Origin of the sequence: Paracoccus sp. MKU1 (genome assembly GCF_001447385.1) — a bacterium.
Taxonomy (GTDB): Bacteria; Pseudomonadota; Alphaproteobacteria; order Rhodobacterales; family Rhodobacteraceae; genus Paracoccus.
The window spans coordinates 1-22109 of sequence record NZ_LLWQ01000162.1 but is presented as its reverse complement, the minus strand read 5'-3'; the positions used below and the strand labels follow the sequence as shown (position 1 = coordinate 22109).

Here is a 22109-nt window from a genome sequence, read left to right as displayed (position 1 = left end):
TGATAGACGAAACAATCGTGATATATCGTTTATCGATTGAAACTATCAATCGATGAGACGATGCGGATCAGCGCCTCGACCAGCGGCGGATGCGGTTCGCGCCGGGCGACGACCAGCCCGACCATATGCCCGTTCCCGGTCAGGTCGCGCGCCCGCACCCCCTCGGGCAGGGGCAGGCCGCGCGCCAGGGCTCGCGGCAGAATCGCCGCCCAGTCGCCGGTCGCCACATGCGACAGGATCGCCAGCATCGAGGTCGATTCGACCCGCGGCGCCGCATCCGCGCCCGCCTCGACCAGATGGCGGGTGACGATGCGGCGGTTCTGCATGTCGGGGGTCAGCAGGCAGAGCGGCCGGGTGGCGGTCTCGGCCCAATCCGCCGGTCCCTTCACCTCGCTGCGGTCGATCAGGCAATAGGTCTCGCGATACAGCGGCAGGCTCTGCACCCGGCCCAAAGGCTCGCTGTCCAGATAGGTCACCCCGGCATCCAGCTCCAGCGCCTCGATCTGGTCGCGGATCTCGTCCGAACTGCGCGACAGGATCGAAACCCCGGCATTGGGATGACGGCGCAGGAAGGGTCCGGTCAGCTCGGCGATGCGCGGCATGGCGGTCGGGATCACGCCGATGCGCAACAGGCCCGAGACACCCTTGCGGCTGGCCTGCATCTCGGCCTGCATGGCGCGGGCATCGGCGACGATGCGCCGCGCCCAGCCCAGCACCCGCTCGCCCTCGGGCGTCAGCCCCTGGAAACGCGAGCCGCGCCGCACCAGCTGCACGCCCAGTTGCTCCTCCAGCGCCCGGATGGCGGATGACAGGGTAGGCTGGGTGATGCCCAGCGATTCGGCGGCGCGGCCGAAATGCTTCTCGCGCGCCAGCGCCATGAACATCGAGAGCTTATCGATCACGGACCCGCCCTCCCCGCCCGGCCGGCTTTCTCCGTTTTCCAAATACTCCGCGGGGGTCCGGGGGCGCGAAGCCCCCGGTCCGGCGGATCAGACGATCTCGACCGCGTATTTCTCGATCACGGTATTGGCGAGCAAGCCTTCGCACATGCGCGCCACCTCGGCCTTCGCCGCCTCGGCATCGGTTGCCGCCAGGTCCAGCTCGATCACCTTGCCCTGGCGCACGCCCGAGACGCCGGCAAAGCCCAGCCCGCCAAGCGCGTGCCGGATCGCCTCGCCTTGGGGGTCCAGAACGCCGTCCTTCAGCATGATGGTGACACGGGCTTTCATCACAGCGGTCATCGCGGGCAGGCCTTTCAGTTGATCAGCGTCGGTTTGGTCAGCGAGGTGGTGTTGGCGGGCATCAGGCCCAGCCGGCGCGCCACCTCGGTATAGGCATCGGTCAGGCTGCCCAGGTCGCGGCGGAACACGTCCTTGTCCAGCTTCTGCCCGGTCTTGACGTCCCAGAGCCGGCACGAATCCGGGCTGATCTCGTCGGCCACCACCAGGCGCATGAAATCGCCGTCCCAGATGCGGCCGATCTCGATCTTGAAGTCGATCAGCTTGATGCCCACGCCGAAGAACACGCCCGACAGGAAATCGTTCACCCGCAGCGCAAGGCTCACGATATCGTCCAGATCCTGCTGCGAGGCCCAGCCGAAGGCGATGATGTATTCCTCGGAAACGAAGGGGTCGCCCAGCTCGTCGTTCTTGAAGCTGTATTCGACGATGGGACGGGGCAGCGGCGTGCCCTCCTCGATGCCCAGCCGCTTGGCGATCGAGCCGGCGGCGAAATTGCGCACGATCACCTCCAGCGGGATGATCTCGACCTGGCGCACCAGCTGTTCGCGCATGTTGATGCGGCGGATGAAGTGGTTCGGCACGCCGATATTGGTCAGCCCGGTCATGAAGAACTCGGACAGGCGGTTGTTCAGCACGCCCTTGCCTTCGATGGTGGCCTTCTTCTGGGCGTTGAAGGCGGTGGCGTCATCCTTGAAATACTGGATGAGCGTGCCGGGCTCGGTGCCCTCGTAGAGGATCTTGGCCTTGCCTTCGTAGATTTTCTTGCGCCTTGGTGCCATGCTGCGCTTCTCCCGTCCGCAAGGTGACAATCTTTATGCGGCTATAGGCCAGAAACGGGGTCATGGGCAATACGGGCTTGCGATGGCACCCCGGCATGGGCATATCCTGCGCAATAACCACGGGATGACCCCAAGCCGGAGGCCGCCATGACCACCTTTGACGACCGCGAGCGCGCGCATGAGGCAAAATTCGCCCATGATGCGGAACTGAACTTCAAGGCCGAGGCCCGCCGCAACCGCCTGCTGGGCGAATGGGCGGCCAACCTGCTGGGCAAGACGGGCGACGATGCCCGCGCCTATGCGCTGACCGTGGTCACCTCGGATTTCGACGAGCCAGGCGACGAGGACGTGTTCCGCAAGCTGGTGGCCGATCTGGCCGGCAAGGCCGACGAGGACACCATCCGCGCCAAGATGGTCGAGCTGCGCGCCACCGCGCGCGAGCAGATCATCAGCGAGCTTTGAGCCTCCGCAAGACGGCAACGCCCCGGAATCCGGGGCGTTTCGCCTCTCAGCCCGCCGCCGCCTCGACCCGCGGATAAAGCCGCCACATGGTCAGGCCGCGCAGGGCGTTCAGCCCCATCAGCGCCGCCCAAAGCCCGTGATTGCCGAAAACCGGCGGCAGCGCCAGCACCAGCAGGGCATAGATCCCGACCGCGACCAGCATGGCATTGCGCATCTCGCGCGTGCGGGTGGCGCCGATGAAGATGCCGTCCAGCATCCAGGCGGCGATGCCGATCAGCGGCGCCGCGACCAGCCAGGGCAGGAACTGCCGCGCCTCGGCCCGCACCTCGGGCGCGGTGGTCAGCAGGTCGATGATCGCCGGCCCGCCCAGCAGGAACGCCGCCGAAAGCAGCCCCGCCCCCGCCACACCCCAGGCCGAGGTCAGCCGCGCTGCCTGCCGCAGCCGGTCGGGCCGCCGCGCCCCCACCGCCTGCCCGACCAGCGATTCGGCGGCAAAGGCGAAACCGTCCAGCCCATAGGCGACGATGGACAGGAATTGCAGCAGCACCTGATTGGCGGCCAGGGTCACGTCGCCCTGTCCCGCGGCCAGGAACATGAAGGTGGTGAACGAAGCTTGCAGCAGCACGGACCGGATCAGGATGTCGCCGTTGACCCGCGCCAGTTCCTCGATCCGCTCGCGGGCCAGCAGCCCGGCGCGCTGAATCGCCGCATGCAGGGCATGGCGCGCGAACCACAGCCCCAAGAGCAGGCCGGACCATTCCGCGATCAGCGTCGCCCCGGCGACGCCGCGCACGCCCCAGCCCAGCCCCAGCACGAACCACAGGTCCAGCAGGATGTTCAGCCCGTTCATCAGCAGTTGCAGAACCAGCACCCAGCGCGTCCGCTCGATGGCGATCAGCCAGCCGGTGATGGCATAAAGCGAGATGGTCGCCGGCGCCCCCCAGATGCGCAGCGCCAGGTACTGCCGAGCCAGCACCTCGACCTCGGCCGAGGCCGGGGCCAGCCGGAAGGCAGCCGCGAAAAGCAGCCCTTGCAGCAGGATGAAGACCAGCCCGGCGGCCAGGCCGATCGCCAGCGCCCGCAGCAGATGCGCGCCGGATTCGCCCTCGTCCCCGGCGCCATGCGCCTGCGCCACCAGCCCCGAGGTGCCCATGCGCAGGAAGCCGAAGATCCAGTAGAGCGAGGTCAGGATCACCGCCCCCAGCCCCACCGCGCCAATCGACGCGGCCTCGCCAAGCTGGCCGATGACGCCGGTATCCACCGCGCCGAGGATCGGGATCGTCGCATTCGACAGCACCACCGGCAGGGCGATGGCCAGCACCCGGCGGTTCGAGAGATCGGCCTCCACCCGGTTCCCGGGCTGGCCGGGCAGCGCCTCAACCATCCTGCGGCATCAGGAAATGCCCGGTCGCCTGCGCGAAAAGCTTCTGGCGCTGGTCCTGCCAGGCCTCGACATGCACGCTGGCATAGCGCCGGCCCGAGCGCACCACCCGCGCGCGGGCATAGGCGTCGCGCGGCAGGCCGGACCGCAGGTAATCCACGGTGAAGTCGATGGTCTTGGGCAGACGCGGCAGGCTTTCCGGCACCGCGGCGTCGGGGGCGATGCGGCCCTGCTCCATATCCTCCCAGATCGCGGTCCAGGTCAGCTCGACGATGGCGGTGACCTCCAGGAAGGCGGCCGTCACCCCGCCATGGATCGCGGGCAGCATCGGATTGCCGATCAGCTTCTGGTCGAAGGGCAGCACCGCGGTCAGCTCGTCGCCGCGGCGGTCGAAGGTGATGCCCAGCCAGCGGATATAGGGCACGCTGGAAACCAGCGCGTTCAGCGTGTTGTTGCGCCGCGTCTTGATGGCGTCCAGGGATTCGTTGCGTCCGGCCATGTCAGCGCTCGACCGTAAAGGCGCCGGTGGCCGAGGCCACGGGGCGGGCTTCGTCGTCATCCATCGCCCAGGCGCGGACGAAGGCGACCGAGCGGGTGATGTGATAGCAGCTCGCCTTGGCGCGGATGGTCTGGCCGGGCGTGGCGGCGCGCATGTAGTCGATGCGCAGGTCGATGGTCGCGGTCGAGCGCGCCCCGGTCGGATGCGCCATCACCGCCGCGCCGCTGCAAGTGTCCATCAGCGCCGAGATCACCCCGCCATGGATCACCCCGCTGCGCGGATCGCCGACCAGATCCTCGCGCCAGGGCAGCGAGATCTCGGCCCCCTCGCCCGTCAGCTGGTCGAGATGCATGCCAAGCGCCCGGGCATGCGGGATCACCTCGATGAACTGGCGCGCGATGCGCCGCCGCTGTTCAAGCTCGTCCTCTGGCGACGCTTCGCTCATGCCCCTGGCCTCCTGCTTGGCTTTCGGGCGGAATGGTAGCAGCCCGCGACCCGCAGGCAAGCCCGCCCGACCAATGGTTGAGTTTGATCCGCCCCCGCGCTAGGCTGCGCCGCAACCGCAGCATAGAGTTCATCCGATGTCCGATAGCGAATACATTGGCTTCAAGGAAATGTGCGCACGGTTCGACGTGACGCCGCGGACGCTGCGCTACTACGAATATATCGAGCTGCTCAGCCCCCGCAAGGAAGGCCGCTCGCGCTTCTACGGCCCGCGCGAGATCGCCCGGATGAAGCTGATCCTGCGCGGCCGCCGCTTCGGCTTCTCGCTCGAGGACATCCGGCAATGGCTGCTGATCTATGGCGAAAAGGGCACGCGCGAACAGTATCGGGTCTGGATCGAACTGGCCGACCGCCAGCTCGAGGTGCTGCGCCAGCAGCGCGAGGAACTCGAAGCCTCGATGACCGAATTGCTGGCGCTGCGCAACGAAACGGTTTCGCTCCTCGACGGCATGGCCGCGGCCGAGACCTCCGGCGAGGCCGGGAAAAAGGGCTGAGCCCGGCGCTGACGCCACGTTCCCCCTTACGCGCACGTCAACTCGCCCTATATTCCGGCAGGTGAATGAGCCAGACGGGAGGGGATCGGCCATGAGCGACGCGTTGATGACCATCCGCCAGATGTGCGACGCCTTCGACGTCACGCCGCGCACGCTGCGTTTCTACGAGGCGCGCGAATTGCTGTTTCCGCAGCGGCGCGGCCAGCATCGGCTTTACGGGCGCTCCGACCGCGCCCGGCTGACCCTGATCCTGCGCGGCAAGCGTTTCGGCTTTTCGCTGGAACAGATCCGCCAGTTGCTGGAGCTTTACGATCCGGCCGAACGCAACATTACCCAGACAGAAGCCACGCTCGCCACCGCCCGCGACAGGCTTGCCGACATGGAACGGCAGCACCGCGAACTGGGCGAGGCCATCGCCGAGCTGCGCCAGCAGATCGCCGAGGGCGAGGTTTCGCTGCGAAACCTGAAATCCGACGCCTGACGGCAAATCCCCTGGGAGGACCGATGACCACCTATTCCGCCCCCATCCGCGACATGCAGTTCGTGCTGCATGACGTGCTCGACATCTCGAAGCAGGATCTTCCGGGCTATGGCGATCTTGACCGCGACTTCACCCAGGCCGTGCTGGAGGCGGCCGGCAAGCTCGCCTCCGAGGTGCTGGCGCCGCTGAACGCCGTCGGCGACCGCGAGGGCTGCACGCTGGAAAACGGCGTGGTTCATACCCCCAAGGGCTTCCTGGAGGCCTTCGAGCAGATGCGCGAGGGCGGCTGGACCGCGCTCGACTGCGACCCGCAATACGGCGGCCAGGGCATGCCCTATGTGATCGGCCTGGCGGCGGGCGAGATGTTCTCGGCCTCGAACATGGCCTTCACCATGTATCAGGGCCTGACCCATGGCGCCTATTCCGCCATTCACGCCCACGGCACGGACCAGCAGAAGGCCATCTACCTGCCGAAAATGGTCAGCTGCGAATGGACCGGCACCATGAACCTGACCGAGCCGCATGCCGGCACCGACCTGGGCCTGCTGCGCACCAGGGCCGAGCCGCAGGAGGACGGCAGCTACCGCATCACCGGGCAGAAGATCTTCATCTCGGCCGGCGACCACGACATGGCGCAGAACGTCATCCACCTGGTGCTGGCCAAGGCGCCGGGCGGCGGCGAGGGAACCCGCGGCATCTCGCTCTTCATCGTGCCGAAGTTCCTGGTGAACGAGGACGGCTCCCTGGGCGAGCGCAACGCGGTCTCGGTCGGCAACCTCGAGGAAAAGATGGGCATTCACGGCAATGCCACCTGCGTGATGAACTATGACGGCGCCAAGGGCTGGCTGCTGGGCGAGCTGCACAAGGGCATGCGCGCCATGTTCACCATGATGAACGAGGCCCGGATCGGCGTCGGCCTGCAAGGCTATTCCGTGGCCGAGGCCGCCTACCAGAACGCAGTCGCCTATGCCCGCGAGCGCCTGCAAGGCCGCGCAGTAACCGGCGACGAGAACCCCTCGGGTCCCGCCGATCCGCTGATCGTGCATCCCGACATCCGCCGCAACCTGATGGACCAGAAAAGCTTCCTGGAAGGTGCGCGCGCGCTAGCCTTCTGGGGCGCGCATCTGATCGACCGCGCGGTGCTGGCCGATGACAAGCAGGCCCACGACCTCGTCTCGCTGCTGACGCCGGTGATCAAGGGCTTCTTGACGGACAAGGGTTTCGAGACGACCGTGCAGGCCCAGCAGGTCTTCGGCGGCCATGGCTATATCGAGGAACAGGGCATGTCGCAATTCGTCCGCGACGCCCGCATCGCCATGATCTACGAGGGCGCGAACGGCGTGCAGGCGCTGGACCTCGTCGGCCGCAAGCTGGCGGCCGAGGGCGGCAAGCCGATCATGGCCTTCTTCGAGCTGATCAAGTCCGAGATCAAGGCGCATGAGGGCGACGAGGCGCTGAAGGCCGATTTCCTCGATCCGCTGAAGGCGGCCTCGAAGGATCTGCAATCGGCGGCGATGTTCTTCATGGAACAGGGCATGAAGAACCCGAACGCGGCGCTGGCCGGCTCCTACGACTTCATGCATCTGTTCGGCCATGCGGCGCTGGGGCTGATGTGGACGCGCATGGCGGCGGCGTCCAGGGCGGCGCTGGCCTTGGGCAGCGAGGACCCGGCCTTCCACGAAACCAAGCTGGCCACCGGCCGCTACTACATGGCGCGGCAATTGCCGATGACCGCGACGCATCTGGCGCGCATCCGCTCGGGCGCCGAGCCGGTCATGGCGCTGGCGGCGGATCGGTTCTGAAACGGGCAAGGGGAGCGCCTGGCGGCTGGGTCGCATGGGTATTTGGACAACGAAGAAATCCACGGATTGCGCCCCGGCCACCCCCGCGGTTCAGGCGGGACAGGTTTTTGCCAGATGACCGGGGCGACTTCTCCGTTGGCGGTCATCGGCTCCCCAGCCTGTACCGCGATGCCCACCGTAGCCTTGGAAAGTTAAGATCAGGTTAAGGCTCTTCTTCGTTGTAAAAATACCCAATGCGACGGGAAAGCTCGGCCCAACCCGGAAGAAAGGAATAGCAGCGTGCCAGCCCAGCTTCACTGCTTCGGAGAATCCGGCCATTCCTACAAGGTGGCGCTGATGATGCAGCTGACCGGCTATCCCTGGCAGCCGGTCTTCGTGGATTTCTTCGGCGGCGCCACCCGCGGCGGCGACTATCGTGCCTTGAACGAGATGGCCGAGGCGCCGGTCTTCGTCGAGGATGGCCTGACCCTGACCCAATCCGGCGTCATCCTGCTGCATCTGGCCGAAAAGACCGGGCGCTTCATGGATGGCGACCGCAACGAGATCCTGCGCTGGCTGTTCTGGGACAACCACAAGGGCTCGTCGCAATTCGGCACGCTGCGCTTCCTGATGAACTTCCTGCCGCCCGAGAAACGCCCCGTCGAGGTCATCGCCTGGTTGCAAGGGCGCTGCAAGCCGGCTCTGAGGACGCTGGACGACCATCTCGCCGGCCGCGACTGGCTGGCGGGCGAGGGGCCGAGCATCGCCGACCTCTCCTGCTGCAGCTATCTCTATTACCCCGAGCCCTTCGGCTTCGACCGCGCCGAATGGCCCCATGTCGATGCCTGGCTGAGCCGCATTCAGGCGCTGCCCGGCTGGAAACACCCCTATGACCTGATGCCCGGCAATCCCGCGGACCGGGCCGCGAAGGAGGACGCATGACCGAAGCCTATATCTATGACGCCGCCCGCACCCCGCGCGGCAAGGGCCGCCCCGACGGCAGCCTGCACGAAGTCACCTCGGTCGCGCTTTCCGCCCGGCTGCTGAACGCCGTCAAGGAGCGCAACGGGCTCGAGGGCCATGCCGTCGAGGACGTGATCTGGGGCAACGTCACCCAGGTCAAGGAACAGGGCGGCTGCCTCGCCCGCTCGGCGGTGCTGGAATCCGACCTGGACGAAAGCATCCCCGGCCTCGCCATCAACCGCTTCTGCGCCAGCGGCATGGAGGCGGTGAACCTGGCCGCGAACCAGGTCAAGGGCGGCGCCGGCCAGGCCTATATCGCCGGCGGCGTCGAGATGATGGGCCGCGTCGCCATGGGCAGCGACGGCGCCGCCATCGCCGTGGACCCCAGCCTGACCTTCAAGACCTATTTCGTGCCGCAGGGCATCAGCGCCGACATCATCGCCACCGAATACGGCTTTTCCCGCGAGGATGCCGACAGCTTGGCCGTCGAGAGCCAGCGCCGCGCCGCCATCGCCTGGGATGAGGACCGCTTCGCCAGATCCATCGTGCCGGTCAGGGACCAGAACGGCCTGACCATCCTCGACCGCGACGAATACATGCGCCCCGGCACCACGCTGGAGGATCTGGCCAAGCTGAAGGCCAGCTTCAAGGAGATGGGCGAGACCATGCCCGGCTTCGACAAGGTGGCGATGCTGAAATACCCGCATCTCGGCCGCATCGAGCACATCCACCATGCCGGCAACAGTTCGGGCATCGTGGACGGCGCCGCCGCCGTGCTGATCGGCAACGAGGAATTCGGCAAGGCCTACGGGCTGAAACCCCGCGCCCGCATCCGCGCCACCGCCAAGATCGGCACCGATCCGACCATCATGCTGACAGGCCCGGTGCCGGTGACGGAAAAGATCCTGAAGGACAGCGGCATGGCGATCTCCGACATCGACCTCTTCGAGGTGAACGAGGCCTTCGCCTCGGTCGTGCTGCGCTTCATGCAGGCCTTCCAGGTCGATCCCGGCGTGGTCAACGTCAACGGCGGCGCCATCGCGCTGGGTCACCCGCTGGGCGCGACCGGCGCCATCATCATCGGCACGCTGCTCGACGAGCTGGAGCGGCAGGACAAGACCGTGGGCCTCGCCACGCTCTGCATCGCGTCCGGCATGGGCGCGGCCACCATCATCGAGCGCGTCTGAGGGAGGGGAAGATGACCGATTTCACCATGCAGAAGGACGCCGACGGCGTCGCCATCATCACCTGGGACGTGCCCGGCAAGTCGATGAATGTGCTGTCGCTGGACGGTGCGGCGGAGTTGAACGCGCTGATCGACCACGCGCTGGCCGACGAGGCCGTGAAGGGCATCGTCATCACCTCAGGCAAGGCGGATTTCGCCGCCGGGATGGACCTGAACGTCATCGCCGCGATGAAGGACGGCGGCGCGCAGGCGGTGTTCGACGGCGTGATGACGCTGCACCGCCTGCTGCGCAAGATCGAGCTTGCCGGCATGGACCCGAAGACGAAAAAGGGCGGCAAGCCCATCGCGAGCGCCCTGCCCGGCACCGCGCTGGGGATCGGGCTGGAGCTGCCGCTGGCCACGCATCGCATCTTTGCCGCCGAGAACCCGAAGGCCAAGATCGGCCTGCCCGAGATCATGGTCGGCATCTTTCCCGGCGCCGGCGGCACCACCCGCCTGGTGCGCAAGCTGGGCGCCATGGGCGCCGCCCCCTTCCTGCTCGAAGGCAAGCTCAGCGACCCGGCCAAGGCCAAGGCGGCCGGGCTGATCGACGCGGTGGTGGCCGATCCCCTGCAAGCCGCCCGCGACTGGGTTTTGCAGGCCTCGGAGACCGATCTGGTCAAGCCCTGGGACGCCAAGGGCTATAAGATGCCGGGCGGCGAGCCCTATCACCCGGCCGGCTTCATGACCTTCGTCGGCGCCAGCGCCATGGTGCATGGCAAGACGCTGGGCGTCTATCCGGCGGCGAAGGCGCTGCTGAGCGCCGTCTACGAGGGCGCCATGGTGCCTTTCGACACGGCGCTGAAGATCGAGGCGCGCTGGTTCACCAACGTGCTGATGAACCCCTCCTCGACGGCGATGATCCGCAGCCTCTTCATCAACAAGGAGGCGCTGGAGAAGGGCGCGAACCGCCCCGAAGCCCCCGATCAAAGCGTGAGGAAAGTCGGCATCCTCGGCGCCGGCATGATGGGCGCCGGCATCGCCTATGTCTCGGCCATGGCCGGGATCGAGGTGGTGCTGATCGATTCGACGCAAGAGGCGGCCGAGCGCGGCAAGTCCTATTCGACCGGCCTGCTCGACAAGGCGATCAGCCGCCGCAAATCCACCGAGGAGAAGAAGGTCGAGGTGCTGGCCCGCATCACGCCCTCCACCGATTACGCCGACCTGCAAGGCTGCGACCTGGTGGTCGAGGCGGTGTTCGAGGATCCCGCCGTCAAGGCCGAGGTCACCAAACGGGCCGAGGCGGTGATCCCGCAGGACGCGATCTTCGCCACCAACACCTCGACCCTGCCGATCACCGAACTGGCCAAGGCCAGCGCCCGGCCCGACCAGTTCATCGGCATCCACTTCTTCAGCCCCGTGGACAAGATGCTGCTGGTCGAGATCATCAAGGGCCGCGAGACCGGCCCGCGCGCGGTGGCCAAGGCGCTGGACTTCGTGCGCCAGATCCGCAAGACGCCGATCGTGGTCAACGACGCGCGCTTCTTCTACGCCAACCGCTGCATCATCCCCTATATCAACGAGGGCATCCGCATGGTGGCCGAAGGGGTCAGCCCCACGCTGATCGAGAACGCCGCCAAGATGACGGGCATGCCGCTGGGCCCGCTGCAACTGGTGGACGAGACCTCGATCGACCTTGGCGTCAAGATCGCCAAGGCCACCAAGGCGGCCATGGGCGACGCCTATCCCGACGGCGCGGTGGACGCGGTGATCTTCAAGCTCGCCGACCAGGGTCGCCTAGGCCGCAAGACCAAGGCCGGCTTCTACGACTATGACGAGGCCGGCAAGCGCCAGGGCTTCTGGTCCGGCCTTGCGACCGAATGGCCCGAAGCCGACACCCAGCCCGAGCTGACCGAGATCCAGCACCGGCTGATGTTCGCGCAATCGCTGGAAGCCGTCCGCGCGCTCGAGGAAGGCGTGCTCGAGGACATCCGCGAAGGCGATGTCGGGGCCATCCTCGGCTGGGGCTTCGCGCCCTGGTCGGGCGGCCCCTTCGGCTGGCTCGACATGCTGGGCGCCCCGCGCGCCGCCGAGATCGCCGGCAGGTTGGCGGAAAAATTCGGCCCCCGCTTCGCCGCCCCGCAGCTGCTCAGGGACATGGCGGCGAAAGGCGAAAGCTTCTATGGCCGCTTCGGCGCCGGCAAGCAGGCCGCCTGAACACGACCGAAGGGCAAGGCGCCACCGCCCTGCCCTTCTCCGTTGTCCAAATACCCAAAGAACCGCACCCCAAGGCGCGATCAGATCAGCCCCTCGGCCCGGAAGGCCGCGCGCAGGTCGCTCTCGGGCCGGGCGCCGACATGCGAGATGACCTCGGCCGCCGCGATGCAGCCCATGCGCCCCGCCGCCGCCAGATCGGCACCGATGGCCAGCCCATAGATCAGCCCGGCGGCGAACTGGTCGCCCGCCCCGGTCGCGTCCACCGGCACCATGCGATGCACCGGCGCCGTCACCCGCTCGTCCCCGCGGATCAGGATCGCATCCTCGCCCGAGCGGGTGCAGATCACCGTGCCGCAATCCGCGCTGGCCAGCCGCAGCGCCTCCTCCAGGTCCTCGACCTGATAGAGCGACTGCCATTCGTGGATATTGCCGATGACATAGTCCATCGGCCCGGCCACCAGCCGGCGGAAATCGGCGCGGTGCCGATCGACGCAGAACGGATCGGACAGCGCGATCCCCGCCTGCCCGCCCGCCTTGTGACAAGCCTCGGCCGCCTTCAGGAAAGCCGCCTTGCCAGCATCCTTGTCGAACAGATAACCCTCCAGAAACAGCCAGCCGGCGCCGCTGAAGGTGGCGGGATTCACGTCATCGGCACCCAGCTCGGCCGAGATGCCCAGATAGGTGTTCATCGACCGCTCGCCGTCCGGCGTCACGAAGATGATCGAGCGCGAGGTCGGCGCCACATCCCCCGCCACCGGCGGATTCACGAAGACCGTGCCCTGCCCCTCGGTCTGCTCGGCATAGCTCAACCCCAGCGGGTCGCCCGCCACCTTGCCGATGAAGGCCGTGCGCAGCCCCAGCATCCCCAGCCCCGCCAAGGTATTGGCGACCGAGCCGCCCGGCACCAGCCGCGCCTTGCCCGCCTCGGCATCGGCCGATTGCGCCGCCATCAGGAACTCGGACCGCTCTCGGTCGATCAGCTGCATGATGCCCTTTTCCACCTCCAGCCGCGCCAGCGTGGCATCCGAGGTCGGCGCGATCACGTCCATGACGGCATTGCCGATCCCGATCACATAGGGGGTGGTCATTCGGTCTTCTCCTCATAGGGGCAGAGATCTTCGATGGGGCAGATCCGGCAGCGCGGCCGCCGGGCCTGGCAGATATAGCGGCCGTGCAGGATCAGCCAGTGATGCGCGTTCTGCTGGAAAGGGACGGGGACGTTGTCCTCGATGGCGCGCTCGACTTCCTCGACGTCGCGGCCCGGCGCGATGCGGGTGCGGTTGCCGACGCGGAAGATATGCGTGTCCACGGCCTGCGCCGGAAAGTCGAACACGCTGTTCAGCACGACATTCGCGGTCTTGCGCCCGACGCCGGGCAGGGTCATCAGCGCGGCGCGTGATTGCGGCACCTCGCCGCCATATTCCTCGACCAGCCGGTGCGACAGCGCGATGACGTTCTTGGCCTTCTGGCGGTAAAGCCCGATGGTCTTGATCTTCTCGGTCAGCGCCTCGACGCCCAGATCCAGCATCTGCTGCGGCGTCCTCACGCGCTGGAACAGGCTTTTCGTCGCCTTGTTCACCCCGACATCGGTCGCCTGCGCCGACAGCGCCACCGCCACCAGCAGAGTAAAGGCGTTCACATATTCCAGCTCGGTCACCGGATGCGGATTGGCCTCGCGGAACCGCGAAAAGATCGCGACCTGGGCCGCATAGGGCAAGGCGGGCGGAAGGCGGGAAAGGGTGCTGCGTGCCATGCGCCCCCAGATGCCCTGCCCCGTTGCCATGCGCAAGCTTTCCCGCATGGATTTGGCCCGCGGTTGCGCTACTCTGCCACAGCAACAGCTGCGAGGCGGCAATGACACAGATGCTTTTCACCTTTGCTGCGCCCGCGCCCGGGCTGCGGGTCTCGATCACCACCCAGCCGGGCGGGAATGCCGGCACCGTGCTGTGTCGAGGGTGTTTTTCGACGCCGCTCGGCACGGTGGTGGCGCTGGGGGCGGGGGGTGCGCTCTGGGGCCTGGGCTTTGCCGGCCCCATGCCGGAGGACCAGGTCGAGGCCGACCTGCTTACCCGCTTCCCCCGCGCCCGCCTGGTCGAGGCGCCCGAGGCGCTGGCACCGGCCGTCCATGCCTTGCTGGCCGGGCGGGGCGAGATCACCGTGCGCCTCGGCGGCACCGATTTCCAGTTGCAGGTCTGGCGCGCCCTGACCGAGGTGCCGCCGGGCCAGGTCATCAGCTATGCCATGCTGGCGGAACGGATCGGGCGTCCGAACGCTCTGCGCGCCGTGGGCACGGCGGTCGGGCAAAACCCGGTCTCCTGGGCGATCCCCTGCCATCGGGTGACCCGCACCGACGGACGCATCGGCGGCTATCATTGGGGCGAGGCCGTGAAACGCGCCCTGCTGGCCCGCGAAGGCGCGAGCATCGCGCCCCGCGCCATCGCCGCTTTGTGAGCCAGCCGGAGCGATTTGCCGTCTATTCCTGTGGAGTTGGCCCGGAACCCATGCCAATGTGACGGCGTTTGGGCATCAGCCGCCGGCCCCGCGGAAACCCGGAGGCCGACCGCGTCGCAAGGACAGGCGGCGTAGGATCGCCCTGAAAAGAAAGGTAAAAGAATGAAGACCCGTATTTCGCTGCTTCTCGCCTCTGCCGGCGTGATCGCCATCAGCGCCTGCGCACCGACCGATCCCTACGGCCAGCCCCAGCAGCCCAGCCGCACCCAGCAGGGCGCCATCGCGGGCGCCGTCGTCGGCGGCCTGATCGGCGCGGGCGAAAGCCGCTCGAACGCCGTGAAGGGCGCGATCATCGGCGCGACGGCGGGTGCCGTCGGCGGCTCGATCCTCGACCAGCAGCAGCGCGCGCTGCAACAGTCGCTGAACAATCCCAACATCCAGATCGTGAACCACGGCACCCACCTGTCGGTGGTCATGCCGGAAACCACGCTGTTCGCCACCGACTCGGCTGCCGTGGGCGCACAGGGGCAGAACGACCTCTACACCATCGCGCGCAACCTCAACCAGTATCCGAACAGCCGCATCCAGATCGTCGGCCATACCGACAGCACCGGTTCGGCCGCCTATAACCAGGATCTGTCCGAACGCCGCGCGCGTTCGGTCGCCGGCATCCTGGCCGCAGGCGGCGTGTCGCAATCGCGCCTCACCACCACGGGCCGCGGCGCGACCCAGCCGGTCGCCTCGAACGACACCGCGGCCGGCCGGGCGCAAAACCGCCGCGTGGAAATCCTGATCGTTCCGACCCGCTGATCGCAGCCGGAAGAACGGGGCGCGGGGCCGGCAGCCGCAAGGCAGCCGGCCCTTTTCCTTTGCCCCCTCGACGGGCGGAAAAGGAAAAACCCCCGAAGCGTCTCCGCCCCGAGGGTCCAGTCACTGTCCCATGAGGATGCTCGGCCGCACCCTTCTCGTTCGAACCCGCGTCAGTTCAGCCGCTGGGCCACTTCGTCGATAGCCTTGTCGATGCCGGCGCTGCGCTCGACCGGGCTGGCCTGCTTGCCCAGGATCTCGGCCGCGGCAGAGACCGCGGTCTGGATGGCACGGTCGCGGACGGCGCGGACGGCCTCGGCCTCGGCGCTGGCGATCTGCTCCTCGGCCGCCTTCAGCCGACGCTCGATCGACAGTTGCAGCGCCTTCTTGGCCTTCTCGGCTTCCGCGACTGCCTCGCGCTTGGCATTGGCGACGATGTCGTCGGCCTGCGATTTCACCTCGCGCTGGCGCCGCTCGTAGCTGGCATAGATCTCCTGCGCTTCCTCGCGCAGGCGGCGGGCCTCGGCCAGATCGTTGCGGATGCCCTCGGCCCGCTTGTCCAGAAGACCGCCGACGATCTGCGGCACGCGGAAATAGACCAGGATGCCGACGAACAGCAGGAAGGCCAGCGTGACGATGAAGTCGGTATTGCGCAGCGAGAAGAACGGACCAGAAGCCGCAAGCGCCGGGCTCGCCATCAAGGCAAAGAGAACGCTCAGACGTTTCATTGCAGCGCCCCCTTCAGTCGCTGATCGACCGCCGCATCGACCAGTCCCTGATCGACCTTGCCGCCGAAATTCTCCACCAGCGCCGCCGTCACCTCGCGGGCGACACTGCGCGCATCCTCGACGGCCGAGGCGCGGATCTCGCCGATGCGCTTCTCGGATTCCGCCGCGCGGGCAGCGATTTCCGCGTCGGCATGGGCGATGGCGGCATCGAGTTCCTTCTGGATCTCGGCCTTGTTGGCGGCCACGATCTTGCCGGCTTCGGCGCGGGCATCGGCCAGCGCCTTGTCATAGGCGGCCTCGGCGTCCTTGGCCTTCTGCTTGAATTCCTCGGCAGCCATGAGATCGCCGGTGATGGCGCCCTGGCGGTCCGAGATGACGCCGCCGATGCGCGGCAGCGCAATCCGCGACAGAACCCAATAGATCACCGCCAGGATGACCAGCAGCCAGAAGATCTGGTTGCCGAAGGTGGTGAAATCCAGTTGCGGCATGCCGGGGGCGCTTGCGGCATGGCCAGCCGCGCCATGGGCTGCATCCGCCGCGCCGGCCACGGCATGGGCCGCTTCGGCGCCATGACCCGCCGCTTCGGCGGATTCGGTGATGATCACCGTTTCAGATTCTTCGACCACGACGGGCGCGGTCTGTTGCAACAGGCTGAACATATCCTACCCCATGCCGGTCGTTTCACAATCGGGTGGGCGCCGGACGCCCCCACCCAACCGCAAGGATGGCAAAAGGATCAGACTGCGAACAGCAGCAGCAGAGCGACCAGGAACGAGAAGATGCCCAGGGCTTCCGCGAAGGCCATGCCGATGAACAGCGTGGCGGTCTGCGAGGCAGCGGCCGACGGGTTGCGCAGGGCGCCCGCCAGGTAGTTGCCGGCGACATTGCCCACCCCCATGGCGGCGCCCGCCATACCGACGCAAGCCAGACCGGCGCCGAGGTACTGTCCCAGTTGACCCAGATTTTCCATGTTCATGCTCCTTGAGGCTTTGGAAAGGGTTTTCGTTTTCAGACCTTGCGGGCCCGGCTCAGTGCGCCGGATGCAGCGCGTCCTTCAGGTAGACGCAGGTCAGGATGGTGAAGACATAGGCCTGGATCAGCGCGACCAGCACCTCAAGCCCGTACATGGCGGTGATGGCAAGCACCGAGACCGGCGCGATGGCAGCAATGGCGGCAAAAGCGGCAAAGACCTTGATCACCGCGTGGCCGGCCATGATGTTGCCGGCAAGTCGGATCGAGTGGCTGACCGGCCGCACGAAATACGAGATCAGCTCGATCACCGCCAGGACCGGGCGCAGCGCCAGCGGCGCCGAACTGACCCAGAACAGGCCCAGGAAATGCGCGCCGTTCTTGACGAAACCCAACACCGTCACGCCGAGGAAGACCAGCACCGCCAGCACTGCCGTCACGGCGATATGCGAGGTCGGCGAAAAGGACTTGGGCAGCAGCGCCAGGAAGTTGGCAAACAGGATGAAGCAGAACAGCGTCATGACATAGGGGAAGTATTTCACCCCGTCCTTGCCGGTCACGTCCTCGACCATCTTGTGGACCATGCCGTAAAGCAGCTCGGCGATGGACTGCACCCGGTTCGGCACGATGGCCCGGCCGCGGGTGCCAAAGACCAGAAGCGCGGTGATGGCCAGCGCAGCCAGCGCCATCCACAAGGTCGCGTTGGTCGGCGTGTACCAGTTCACCGGCCCTTCGCCAAACAGCGGTTTGACGACGAACTGGTCCATCGGATGGAAAACCAGACCACCTGCTTCTTCTTCTGCCATCGTCATTCACCCTTGTCGTCGCCGGGGCGCCCCGGTGCCTTGCCTATTTCCTTCGCGGTCCGCATCATGGTCTTGATGCCGGCTGCCAGGCCCAGCAGCACAAAGACCACCATGAAGACCGGTTGCAGGCCGGTCAGATAATCCAGCCCGTATCCGATCCCGAAGCCGATGGCCAATCCCGCCACCAGCTCGGTCACCATGCGCCAGGCCATGTTGGCCTGGCTGAAATGCTCTTCCCCGCGCGAACCCGGCTTGTCCGCCGCCTTCTTGCCCAGCCGGGCCTCCAGCGCACGCAACCGCTCCGCATCCCGGGCCCGCGCGGCGTCATGGTCATCCTCGGCCACGGCTCACACCCCCGTCATCGGTTGGCGCGGTGATAGGGATTCATCCCCACCGAGTCAAGCAAGGGGGCAGAAATCGTAACCGATTGAAATAAGAGAATTTCGCGAAAGACGCGCCGGGGCGAAAACCCGGTCTTGCGGTCCGGTGGGCATCCGCCCCATATTCAACCGGCAAGTTAAACAAAGCCGATGCCCGCACAGCAGCCCAGCCTCGACGCCATTTTCTCCGCCCTCGCCGATCCGACGCGGCGGGCGATCCTTGCCATGCTGCTCGAGGACGACATGGCGGTAACGGACGTGGCGGCGCCGTTCGAGATGAGCCTGGCGGCAATCTCCAAGCATCTCGCCGTGCTGGCGGCCGCCGGGCTGATCAGGCAAGAGCGGCGCGGCCGCATCATCTGGTGCAAGCTGGAACCCGACGGGCTGCGCAACGCCTCGGTCTGGATGCAGGGCTTCGGCCAGTTCGAGCCGGTGGACCTGGACGATTTCGAACGCTTCCTGCGCGAATCCCTGCCGCTGATGGATGGCGACGACGCAAAGCCGTGACGGCCCGCGCAACGCAGCGCCGAAACGCAAAAAAGGCCGGGCATATGCCCGGCCCCTTGCCTTCATGTCATTTCACGGTGATGCGACCATCCAGCTTCGGCACGAAATCCGGCCCCTGCCTGGCCAGGTATTCGGCCAGCACATCCGCCAGATCCGGCCCGAAATCATAGGCGTTTATCGCATTCTCGGCAAAGACCCGGTAACCGTCCCCGCCCGACCGCATGTAGTTCTGCGACACGACGCCATAGACCGCCTCACGGTCGATCGGCACCCAGTCCGAACCGTCGCGCACCAGAACCTCGCTGATCCGGCTGCCGGCCGGGGCCGCGGAGTCCAGCGTGTATTTCAGCCCGGCGACCTGGGCAAAACGCCCGGCGCCCTCCTCGATCTGGCTTGCGCCGTTTTCCAGCGCCGCGACCACATCCGCACCCTTCAGCTGGAACGTGGACAGCGTGTTCTGGAAGGGCAGCACCGACAGCACGTCGCCCATCGTCACCACCCCCGCCGGGATCGAGGCGCGCAAACCCCCGCCGTTCTGGATCGCGATGGCGATGCCCTGGTCCTTGACGCGCGCCAGCATGGCGTCGGCCACCAGGTTGCCCATCTCGCATTCCCGGGCCCGGCACGATTCCCGGCTGCCGTCGATCGGCGCCGCGATCTCGGCCACGCGCTTTTGCTTGAGCTGCTCGATGGGTGCCGCCATTTCCTTGACCCGGGCGGCAAGCTTCTCGTCCGGCACCACCGAGCCGTCCAGCAGGATCGGCTGTCCCTCGGCCTTGATCAGCCTGCCGTCGTCGTCCCAGGTCAGCACCAGATGGCCCAGGTATTTGCCATAGGCATAGGCGGTCGCCACCGGGACCTCGGCGCCATCCGCGCCCTTGACCATGGTCGGATAAGGTCCGGCGGCCCCCTCGAACTGACCCAGCAGCGTATGGCTGTGGCCGCCGATGACCGCGTCGAGCCCGGCCACCTCGGCCGCGAACTCCTGGTCGCGCCTGTAGCCGGAATGGGTCAGGGCGATGATCTTGTTCACGCCCTGGTCGGTCAGCTCCTGAACATCGGCCTTCAGGCTGTCCATGTCGTCCATGAAGATGACCTTGTCGCCGGGCGACGCGGTCTCGGGCGTGTCCATCGCCAGGGCCGAGACGATCCCCACCTTCTCGCCGCCGACCTCCAGCATCAGCACGTCGCCGACCTTGTCCTTCAGTTCGGGCGATTGCGACAGGTCCAGGTTGCCCGAGACGACCGGAAACTTCGCGCCCTCCACCAGGATCTGCAGCCCCTGCGGCCCGTCGTCGAATTCGTGATTGCCGACCGCCATGGCGTCGAAGCCGATGGCGTTCATGAACTCGACCGTGTCCTTGCCCTTGTAGGTCGTATAGAACAGGCTGCCCTGGTATTGATCGCCCGCGTCCAGCACGACCACGTTCTGGCCGTCGGCCGTCAACCCGTCACGCAACTCGCGGATCTTGGTTGCCAGGCGTGCCACGCCGCCGAAGCATTCGCCTTTCGCCTCGGTTTCGGCGTCGCAGGTGCTGTCATAGGCGTTGATCGGCTCGATCCGGCTATGGAAATCGTTGATATGCAACACATGCAGCGTGTAATCCGCCTGCGCCGCGCCCGAAGACAGCGCGACGACCGCCGCCGAAACCAAAAGCCAGCGTTTCATCTCGATCCCTCTCACCCCGAATGTCCGAATGAAAGGCAGATTGCGGGATGGCATCGGCGCCGTCAATTGACGAAGGCGTGGCTGCGATGCCGCTTGACGGCCCGCACGACGCGACGCATGAACCCGGCATGCTGGTTTACAAGATCTTCCGCACCACCGAGTTCCGGGCCTTCCAACAACAAGGCCGCAGCATCGGCGCGCCGGTGGACCTGGCGGACGGCTATATCCACCTCTCCACCGCCGCACAGCTGCCCGGCACGCTGTCGCGCCATTTCGCGGGCGAGGACGGGCTGCACCTGCTGGCGCTGGACGGCGACGCCCTGCCCGAGCTGCGCTGGGAACCCTCGCGCGGCGGCGATCTCTTTCCGCATCTCTACCGCGAATTGCGCATGGGCGACGTGATCTGGAGCCGCCCCCTACCCCTCAGCCCCGCCGGCCACGACATCGGAGATCTCGCATGACCCCCATCGAGCGGCTGGGCCTTGCCGCATTGCATCGCCTGGACCCCGAGCGCGCGCATGACCTCTCGATCCTCGCGCTGCGGCACGGGCTGGTGCCCCTGCCCGGCCGGCCCGTGACCTCCGACCGGCTGCGCATGCGCATCGCGGGCCTCGATCTGCCGAACCCGGTCGGCCTCGCCGCCGGCTACGACAAGAACGCCCGCGCCCTGCCCGCATTGATGCGCGCCGGCTTCGGCTTCGTCGAGGTCGGCGCCGCCACCCCGCGCCCGCAGCCCGGCAACCCCAGGCCGCGCCTGTTCCGCCTGACCGAGGACCGCGCCATCATCAACCGCTTCGGCTTCAACAACCAGGGCGCGCAGGCCATTGCCGACCGCCTCGCGCAGCGCCCGGCAGGTATCCCGGTCGGGTTGAACATCGGTGCGAACAAGGACAGCGCCGACCGCAGCGCCGATTTCGCGCAAGTCGTGCGCATCGCCGGCGCCCATGCCGATTTCCTGACCGTCAACGTCTCCTCGCCGAATACCGAGAAGCTGCGCGACCTCCAGGGGCCCGAGGCCCTGTCAGCGCTGCTGCAAGGGGTGCTGGCGGCGCGCGACGCGCTGCCGAACCGCCCGCCCGTGTTCATCAAGATCGCCCCCGATCTCGATGACGCCGCCCTGGCGGACATCGCCGCCGTGGCCCTCGCTGCCCCGGTCGATGCGATCATCGCCACCAACACCACGCTTTCGCGCGACGGGCTCGCTTCGCCCCATGCCGCGGAAGCCGGCGGCCTTTCCGGCGCGCCGCTCTTCGACCGCGCCACCCGCATCCTCGCCCGGCTCTACCGCGAGACGCAGGGCCGCCTGCCTCTGATCGGCGTCGGCGGCATCGGCTCGGCCGAGCAGGCCTGGCAGAAGCTGCGTGCCGGCGCCTCGGCCGTCCAGATCTATTCCGCGCTGATCTATCGGGGATTCTCGCTCGCCGCGCGGATCGCCCACGACCTCGACGAACGGCTCGCGCGCGAGAATGTCACGCTGGCCGAACTCACCGGCAGCGGCAACGCGGACTGGCTCTAGAACAGGTCTTCGTGACCCAGAAGCTGGTTCATGGTGTTCGACGGGTCCGCGCAGCCGGCATCGCCCACGATCCGCGCCGGCACCCCGGCCACGGTCTTGCAGGGCGGCACCTCGGCCAAGACGACCGAGCCGGCGGCGATGCGCGAATGATGCCCCACGCGGATATTGCCCAGCACCTTGGCGCCGGCRCCGAGAAGCACGCCATTGCCGATCTTGGGATGGCGGGCGCCCTCCTCCTTGCCGGTGCCGGCCAGCGATACCGAATGCAGCATCGACGCGKCGTTGCCCACCACCGCTGTCTCGCCGATG

General features: G+C 67.1%; 26 protein-coding genes and 1 pseudogene. 12 read left to right on the top strand and 15 right to left on the bottom strand.

What is annotated here, in order from left to right:
- Positions 1-29: 29 nt before the first annotated feature.
- The 3 genes from AQY21_RS11820 to purC all read right to left on the bottom strand — a co-directional run bounded on the left by AQY21_RS11820 (position 30) and on the right by purC (position 2020).
- On the bottom strand, positions 30-902 hold the full coding sequence (locus AQY21_RS11820) for a LysR family transcriptional regulator (RefSeq protein ID WP_058097965.1): 873 nt from the start codon (positions 900-902) through the stop codon (positions 30-32).
- Between the two features lie 87 nt (positions 903-989).
- Positions 990-1229 carry a phosphoribosylformylglycinamidine synthase subunit PurS gene (purS, locus tag AQY21_RS11815; RefSeq protein WP_058097964.1) on the bottom strand — a complete coding sequence of 80 codons (240 nt, stop codon included), beginning with the start codon at positions 1227-1229 and terminating at the stop codon, positions 990-992.
- A gap of 26 nt (positions 1230-1255) precedes the next feature.
- Positions 1256-2020: a phosphoribosylaminoimidazolesuccinocarboxamide synthase gene (purC, locus tag AQY21_RS11810; RefSeq protein ID WP_058097846.1), complete on the bottom strand. Its 765-nt coding sequence runs from the start codon at positions 2018-2020 to the stop codon at positions 1256-1258.
- A 147-nt stretch (positions 2021-2167) separates the two neighbouring features.
- Here purC and AQY21_RS11805 point away from each other — a divergent pair, with 147 nt between their 5' ends.
- Complete coding sequence (locus AQY21_RS11805; protein WP_058097845.1) at positions 2168-2482, top strand: DUF1476 domain-containing protein; 315 nt, start codon at positions 2168-2170, stop codon at positions 2480-2482.
- 46 nt (positions 2483-2528) lie between these two features.
- Here AQY21_RS11805 and AQY21_RS11800 read toward each other — a convergent pair whose 3' ends face one another.
- From AQY21_RS11800 to AQY21_RS11790, 3 genes are read right to left on the bottom strand one after another with little or no spacing between them, the layout of a single operon-like run.
- Positions 2529-3866: an MATE family efflux transporter gene (locus AQY21_RS11800; protein WP_058097844.1), complete on the bottom strand. Its 1338-nt coding sequence runs from the start codon at positions 3864-3866 to the stop codon at positions 2529-2531.
- On the bottom strand, positions 3859-4362 hold the full coding sequence (locus AQY21_RS11795) for a PaaI family thioesterase (RefSeq protein ID WP_058097843.1): 504 nt from the start codon (positions 4360-4362) through the stop codon (positions 3859-3861). Before AQY21_RS11795 ends, AQY21_RS11800 begins: the two co-directional genes overlap by 8 nt.
- Before the next feature lies 1 nt (position 4363).
- On the bottom strand, positions 4364-4807 hold the full coding sequence (locus AQY21_RS11790) for a PaaI family thioesterase (protein WP_058097842.1): 444 nt from the start codon (positions 4805-4807) through the stop codon (positions 4364-4366).
- Positions 4808-4943: 136 nt separating this feature from the next.
- Here AQY21_RS11790 and AQY21_RS11785 point away from each other — a divergent pair, with 136 nt between their 5' ends.
- From AQY21_RS11785 to AQY21_RS11760, 6 genes are all read left to right on the top strand, one after another.
- A complete protein-coding gene (locus tag AQY21_RS11785; protein WP_058097841.1) occupies positions 4944-5360 on the top strand; it encodes a MerR family DNA-binding transcriptional regulator in 417 nt (138 codons plus the stop codon).
- A gap of 91 nt (positions 5361-5451) precedes the next feature.
- Positions 5452-5841, top strand: a complete 390-nt coding sequence (locus AQY21_RS11780; protein ID WP_058097840.1) for a MerR family DNA-binding transcriptional regulator — start codon at positions 5452-5454, stop codon at positions 5839-5841.
- Between the two features lie 23 nt (positions 5842-5864).
- The gene (locus AQY21_RS11775) at positions 5865-7643 is read left to right on the top strand and encodes an acyl-CoA dehydrogenase C-terminal domain-containing protein (RefSeq protein WP_058097839.1); all 1779 of its coding nucleotides are present in this window, start codon (positions 5865-5867) and stop codon (positions 7641-7643) included.
- Positions 7644-7922: 279 nt separating this feature from the next.
- Positions 7923-8564 carry a glutathione S-transferase family protein gene (locus AQY21_RS11770; RefSeq protein WP_058097838.1) on the top strand — a complete coding sequence of 214 codons (642 nt, stop codon included), beginning with the start codon at positions 7923-7925 and terminating at the stop codon, positions 8562-8564.
- A complete protein-coding gene (locus tag AQY21_RS11765) occupies positions 8561-9772 on the top strand; it encodes an acetyl-CoA C-acetyltransferase (RefSeq protein WP_058097837.1) in 1212 nt (403 codons plus the stop codon). Before AQY21_RS11770 ends, AQY21_RS11765 begins: the two co-directional genes overlap by 4 nt.
- Before the next feature lie 11 nt (positions 9773-9783).
- Positions 9784-11967, top strand: a complete 2184-nt coding sequence (locus AQY21_RS11760; protein WP_058097836.1) for a 3-hydroxyacyl-CoA dehydrogenase NAD-binding domain-containing protein — start codon at positions 9784-9786, stop codon at positions 11965-11967.
- 80 nt (positions 11968-12047) lie between these two features.
- Here AQY21_RS11760 and AQY21_RS11755 read toward each other — a convergent pair whose 3' ends face one another.
- Together AQY21_RS11755 and nth are read right to left on the bottom strand one after the other, a co-directional pair.
- Positions 12048-13055 (bottom strand): adenosine kinase, encoded by a 1008-nt coding sequence (locus AQY21_RS11755; protein ID WP_058097835.1) that lies wholly within the window; start codon positions 13053-13055, stop codon positions 12048-12050.
- Positions 13052-13720 carry an endonuclease III gene (nth, locus tag AQY21_RS11750; RefSeq protein ID WP_058097963.1) on the bottom strand — a complete coding sequence of 223 codons (669 nt, stop codon included), beginning with the start codon at positions 13718-13720 and terminating at the stop codon, positions 13052-13054. Before nth ends, AQY21_RS11755 begins: the two co-directional genes overlap by 4 nt.
- 101 nt (positions 13721-13821) lie before the next feature.
- Between nth and AQY21_RS11745 the strand changes: the two genes are divergently transcribed.
- Positions 13822-14418 (top strand): methylated-DNA--[protein]-cysteine S-methyltransferase, encoded by a 597-nt coding sequence (locus AQY21_RS11745; protein WP_058097834.1) that lies wholly within the window; start codon positions 13822-13824, stop codon positions 14416-14418.
- A gap of 162 nt (positions 14419-14580) precedes the next feature.
- A complete protein-coding gene (locus AQY21_RS11740; protein WP_058097833.1) occupies positions 14581-15228 on the top strand; it encodes an OmpA family protein in 648 nt (215 codons plus the stop codon).
- 170 nt (positions 15229-15398) lie between these two features.
- Here AQY21_RS11740 and AQY21_RS11735 read toward each other — a convergent pair whose 3' ends face one another.
- From AQY21_RS11735 to AQY21_RS11715, 5 genes are all read right to left on the bottom strand, one after another.
- Complete coding sequence (locus AQY21_RS11735; RefSeq protein WP_058097832.1) at positions 15399-15953, bottom strand: F0F1 ATP synthase subunit B; 555 nt, start codon at positions 15951-15953, stop codon at positions 15399-15401.
- Positions 15950-16612 carry a F0F1 ATP synthase subunit B' gene (locus tag AQY21_RS11730; RefSeq protein WP_203416485.1) on the bottom strand — a complete coding sequence of 221 codons (663 nt, stop codon included), beginning with the start codon at positions 16610-16612 and terminating at the stop codon, positions 15950-15952. The genes AQY21_RS11735 and AQY21_RS11730 overlap by 4 nt, the downstream gene beginning before the upstream one ends.
- Before the next feature lie 77 nt (positions 16613-16689).
- Positions 16690-16923 (bottom strand): F0F1 ATP synthase subunit C, encoded by a 234-nt coding sequence (locus AQY21_RS11725; protein ID WP_010394077.1) that lies wholly within the window; start codon positions 16921-16923, stop codon positions 16690-16692.
- Positions 16924-16981: 58 nt separating this feature from the next.
- Positions 16982-17728 (bottom strand): F0F1 ATP synthase subunit A, encoded by a 747-nt coding sequence (locus AQY21_RS11720; protein WP_058097831.1) that lies wholly within the window; start codon positions 17726-17728, stop codon positions 16982-16984.
- 2 nt (positions 17729-17730) lie between these two features.
- Positions 17731-18072 (bottom strand): AtpZ/AtpI family protein, encoded by a 342-nt coding sequence (locus AQY21_RS11715; RefSeq protein WP_058097830.1) that lies wholly within the window; start codon positions 18070-18072, stop codon positions 17731-17733.
- A gap of 186 nt (positions 18073-18258) precedes the next feature.
- Between AQY21_RS11715 and AQY21_RS11710 the strand changes: the two genes are divergently transcribed.
- Positions 18259-18615 carry a helix-turn-helix transcriptional regulator gene (locus AQY21_RS11710; RefSeq protein ID WP_058097829.1) on the top strand — a complete coding sequence of 119 codons (357 nt, stop codon included), beginning with the start codon at positions 18259-18261 and terminating at the stop codon, positions 18613-18615.
- Between the two features lie 67 nt (positions 18616-18682).
- Here AQY21_RS11710 and AQY21_RS11705 read toward each other — a convergent pair whose 3' ends face one another.
- Positions 18683-20284, bottom strand: a complete 1602-nt coding sequence (locus AQY21_RS11705) for a bifunctional UDP-sugar hydrolase/5'-nucleotidase (protein ID WP_058097828.1) — start codon at positions 20282-20284, stop codon at positions 18683-18685.
- Between the two features lie 128 nt (positions 20285-20412).
- On the opposite strand from AQY21_RS11705, the gene AQY21_RS11700 reads away from it, so the two are divergent.
- Both AQY21_RS11700 and AQY21_RS11695 read left to right on the top strand, forming a co-directional pair.
- Positions 20413-20745, top strand: coding sequence for a DUF952 domain-containing protein (locus tag AQY21_RS11700; RefSeq protein ID WP_058097961.1), 333 nt, complete (start codon positions 20413-20415; stop codon positions 20743-20745).
- On the top strand, positions 20742-21800 hold the full coding sequence (locus AQY21_RS11695) for a quinone-dependent dihydroorotate dehydrogenase (RefSeq protein ID WP_058097827.1): 1059 nt from the start codon (positions 20742-20744) through the stop codon (positions 21798-21800). Before AQY21_RS11700 ends, AQY21_RS11695 begins: the two co-directional genes overlap by 4 nt.
- Here AQY21_RS11695 and AQY21_RS11690 read toward each other — a convergent pair.
- Positions 21797-22109, bottom strand: a pseudogene (locus AQY21_RS11690) (serine O-acetyltransferase); the annotation flags it as partial. The gene AQY21_RS11695 and the pseudogene AQY21_RS11690 overlap by 4 nt on opposite strands.

What these genes read in the sequence shown, in the direction of transcription:
- AQY21_RS11805 (WP_058097845.1), top strand. Translation starts at nt 2,168, where the DNA reads ATGACCACCTTTGACGACCGCGAGCGCGCGCATGAGGCAAAATTCGCC.
- AQY21_RS11720 (WP_058097831.1), bottom strand. Translation starts at nt 17,728, where the DNA reads ATGGCAGAAGAAGAAGCAGGTGGTCTGGTTTTCCATCCGATGGACCAG.
- AQY21_RS11760 (WP_058097836.1), top strand. Translation starts at nt 9,784, where the DNA reads ATGACCGATTTCACCATGCAGAAGGACGCCGACGGCGTCGCCATCATC.
- AQY21_RS11790 (WP_058097842.1), bottom strand. Translation starts at nt 4,807, where the DNA reads ATGAGCGAAGCGTCGCCAGAGGACGAGCTTGAACAGCGGCGGCGCATC.
- AQY21_RS11765 (WP_058097837.1), top strand. Translation starts at nt 8,561, where the DNA reads ATGACCGAAGCCTATATCTATGACGCCGCCCGCACCCCGCGCGGCAAG.
- AQY21_RS11775 (WP_058097839.1), top strand. Translation starts at nt 5,865, where the DNA reads ATGACCACCTATTCCGCCCCCATCCGCGACATGCAGTTCGTGCTGCAT.
- purS (WP_058097964.1), bottom strand. Translation starts at nt 1,229, where the DNA reads ATGAAAGCCCGTGTCACCATCATGCTGAAGGACGGCGTTCTGGACCCC.
- AQY21_RS11755 (WP_058097835.1), bottom strand. Translation starts at nt 13,055, where the DNA reads ATGACCACCCCCTATGTGATCGGGATCGGCAATGCCGTCATGGACGTG.
- nth (WP_058097963.1), bottom strand. Translation starts at nt 13,720, where the DNA reads ATGGCACGCAGCACCCTTTCCCGCCTTCCGCCCGCCTTGCCCTATGCG.
- AQY21_RS11710 (WP_058097829.1), top strand. Translation starts at nt 18,259, where the DNA reads ATGCCCGCACAGCAGCCCAGCCTCGACGCCATTTTCTCCGCCCTCGCC.
- AQY21_RS11695 (WP_058097827.1), top strand. Translation starts at nt 20,742, where the DNA reads ATGACCCCCATCGAGCGGCTGGGCCTTGCCGCATTGCATCGCCTGGAC.
- AQY21_RS11745 (WP_058097834.1), top strand. Translation starts at nt 13,822, where the DNA reads ATGACACAGATGCTTTTCACCTTTGCTGCGCCCGCGCCCGGGCTGCGG.
- AQY21_RS11780 (WP_058097840.1), top strand. Translation starts at nt 5,452, where the DNA reads ATGAGCGACGCGTTGATGACCATCCGCCAGATGTGCGACGCCTTCGAC.
- AQY21_RS11785 (WP_058097841.1), top strand. Translation starts at nt 4,944, where the DNA reads ATGTCCGATAGCGAATACATTGGCTTCAAGGAAATGTGCGCACGGTTC.
- AQY21_RS11730 (WP_203416485.1), bottom strand. Translation starts at nt 16,612, where the DNA reads ATGTTCAGCCTGTTGCAACAGACCGCGCCCGTCGTGGTCGAAGAATCT.
- AQY21_RS11740 (WP_058097833.1), top strand. Translation starts at nt 14,581, where the DNA reads ATGAAGACCCGTATTTCGCTGCTTCTCGCCTCTGCCGGCGTGATCGCC.
- AQY21_RS11735 (WP_058097832.1), bottom strand. Translation starts at nt 15,953, where the DNA reads ATGAAACGTCTGAGCGTTCTCTTTGCCTTGATGGCGAGCCCGGCGCTT.
- AQY21_RS11795 (WP_058097843.1), bottom strand. Translation starts at nt 4,362, where the DNA reads ATGGCCGGACGCAACGAATCCCTGGACGCCATCAAGACGCGGCGCAAC.
- AQY21_RS11725 (WP_010394077.1), bottom strand. Translation starts at nt 16,923, where the DNA reads ATGGAAAATCTGGGTCAACTGGGACAGTACCTCGGCGCCGGTCTGGCT.
- purC (WP_058097846.1), bottom strand. Translation starts at nt 2,020, where the DNA reads ATGGCACCAAGGCGCAAGAAAATCTACGAAGGCAAGGCCAAGATCCTC.
- AQY21_RS11800 (WP_058097844.1), bottom strand. Translation starts at nt 3,866, where the DNA reads ATGGTTGAGGCGCTGCCCGGCCAGCCCGGGAACCGGGTGGAGGCCGAT.
- AQY21_RS11705 (WP_058097828.1), bottom strand. Translation starts at nt 20,284, where the DNA reads ATGAAACGCTGGCTTTTGGTTTCGGCGGCGGTCGTCGCGCTGTCTTCG.
- AQY21_RS11700 (WP_058097961.1), top strand. Translation starts at nt 20,413, where the DNA reads ATGCTGGTTTACAAGATCTTCCGCACCACCGAGTTCCGGGCCTTCCAA.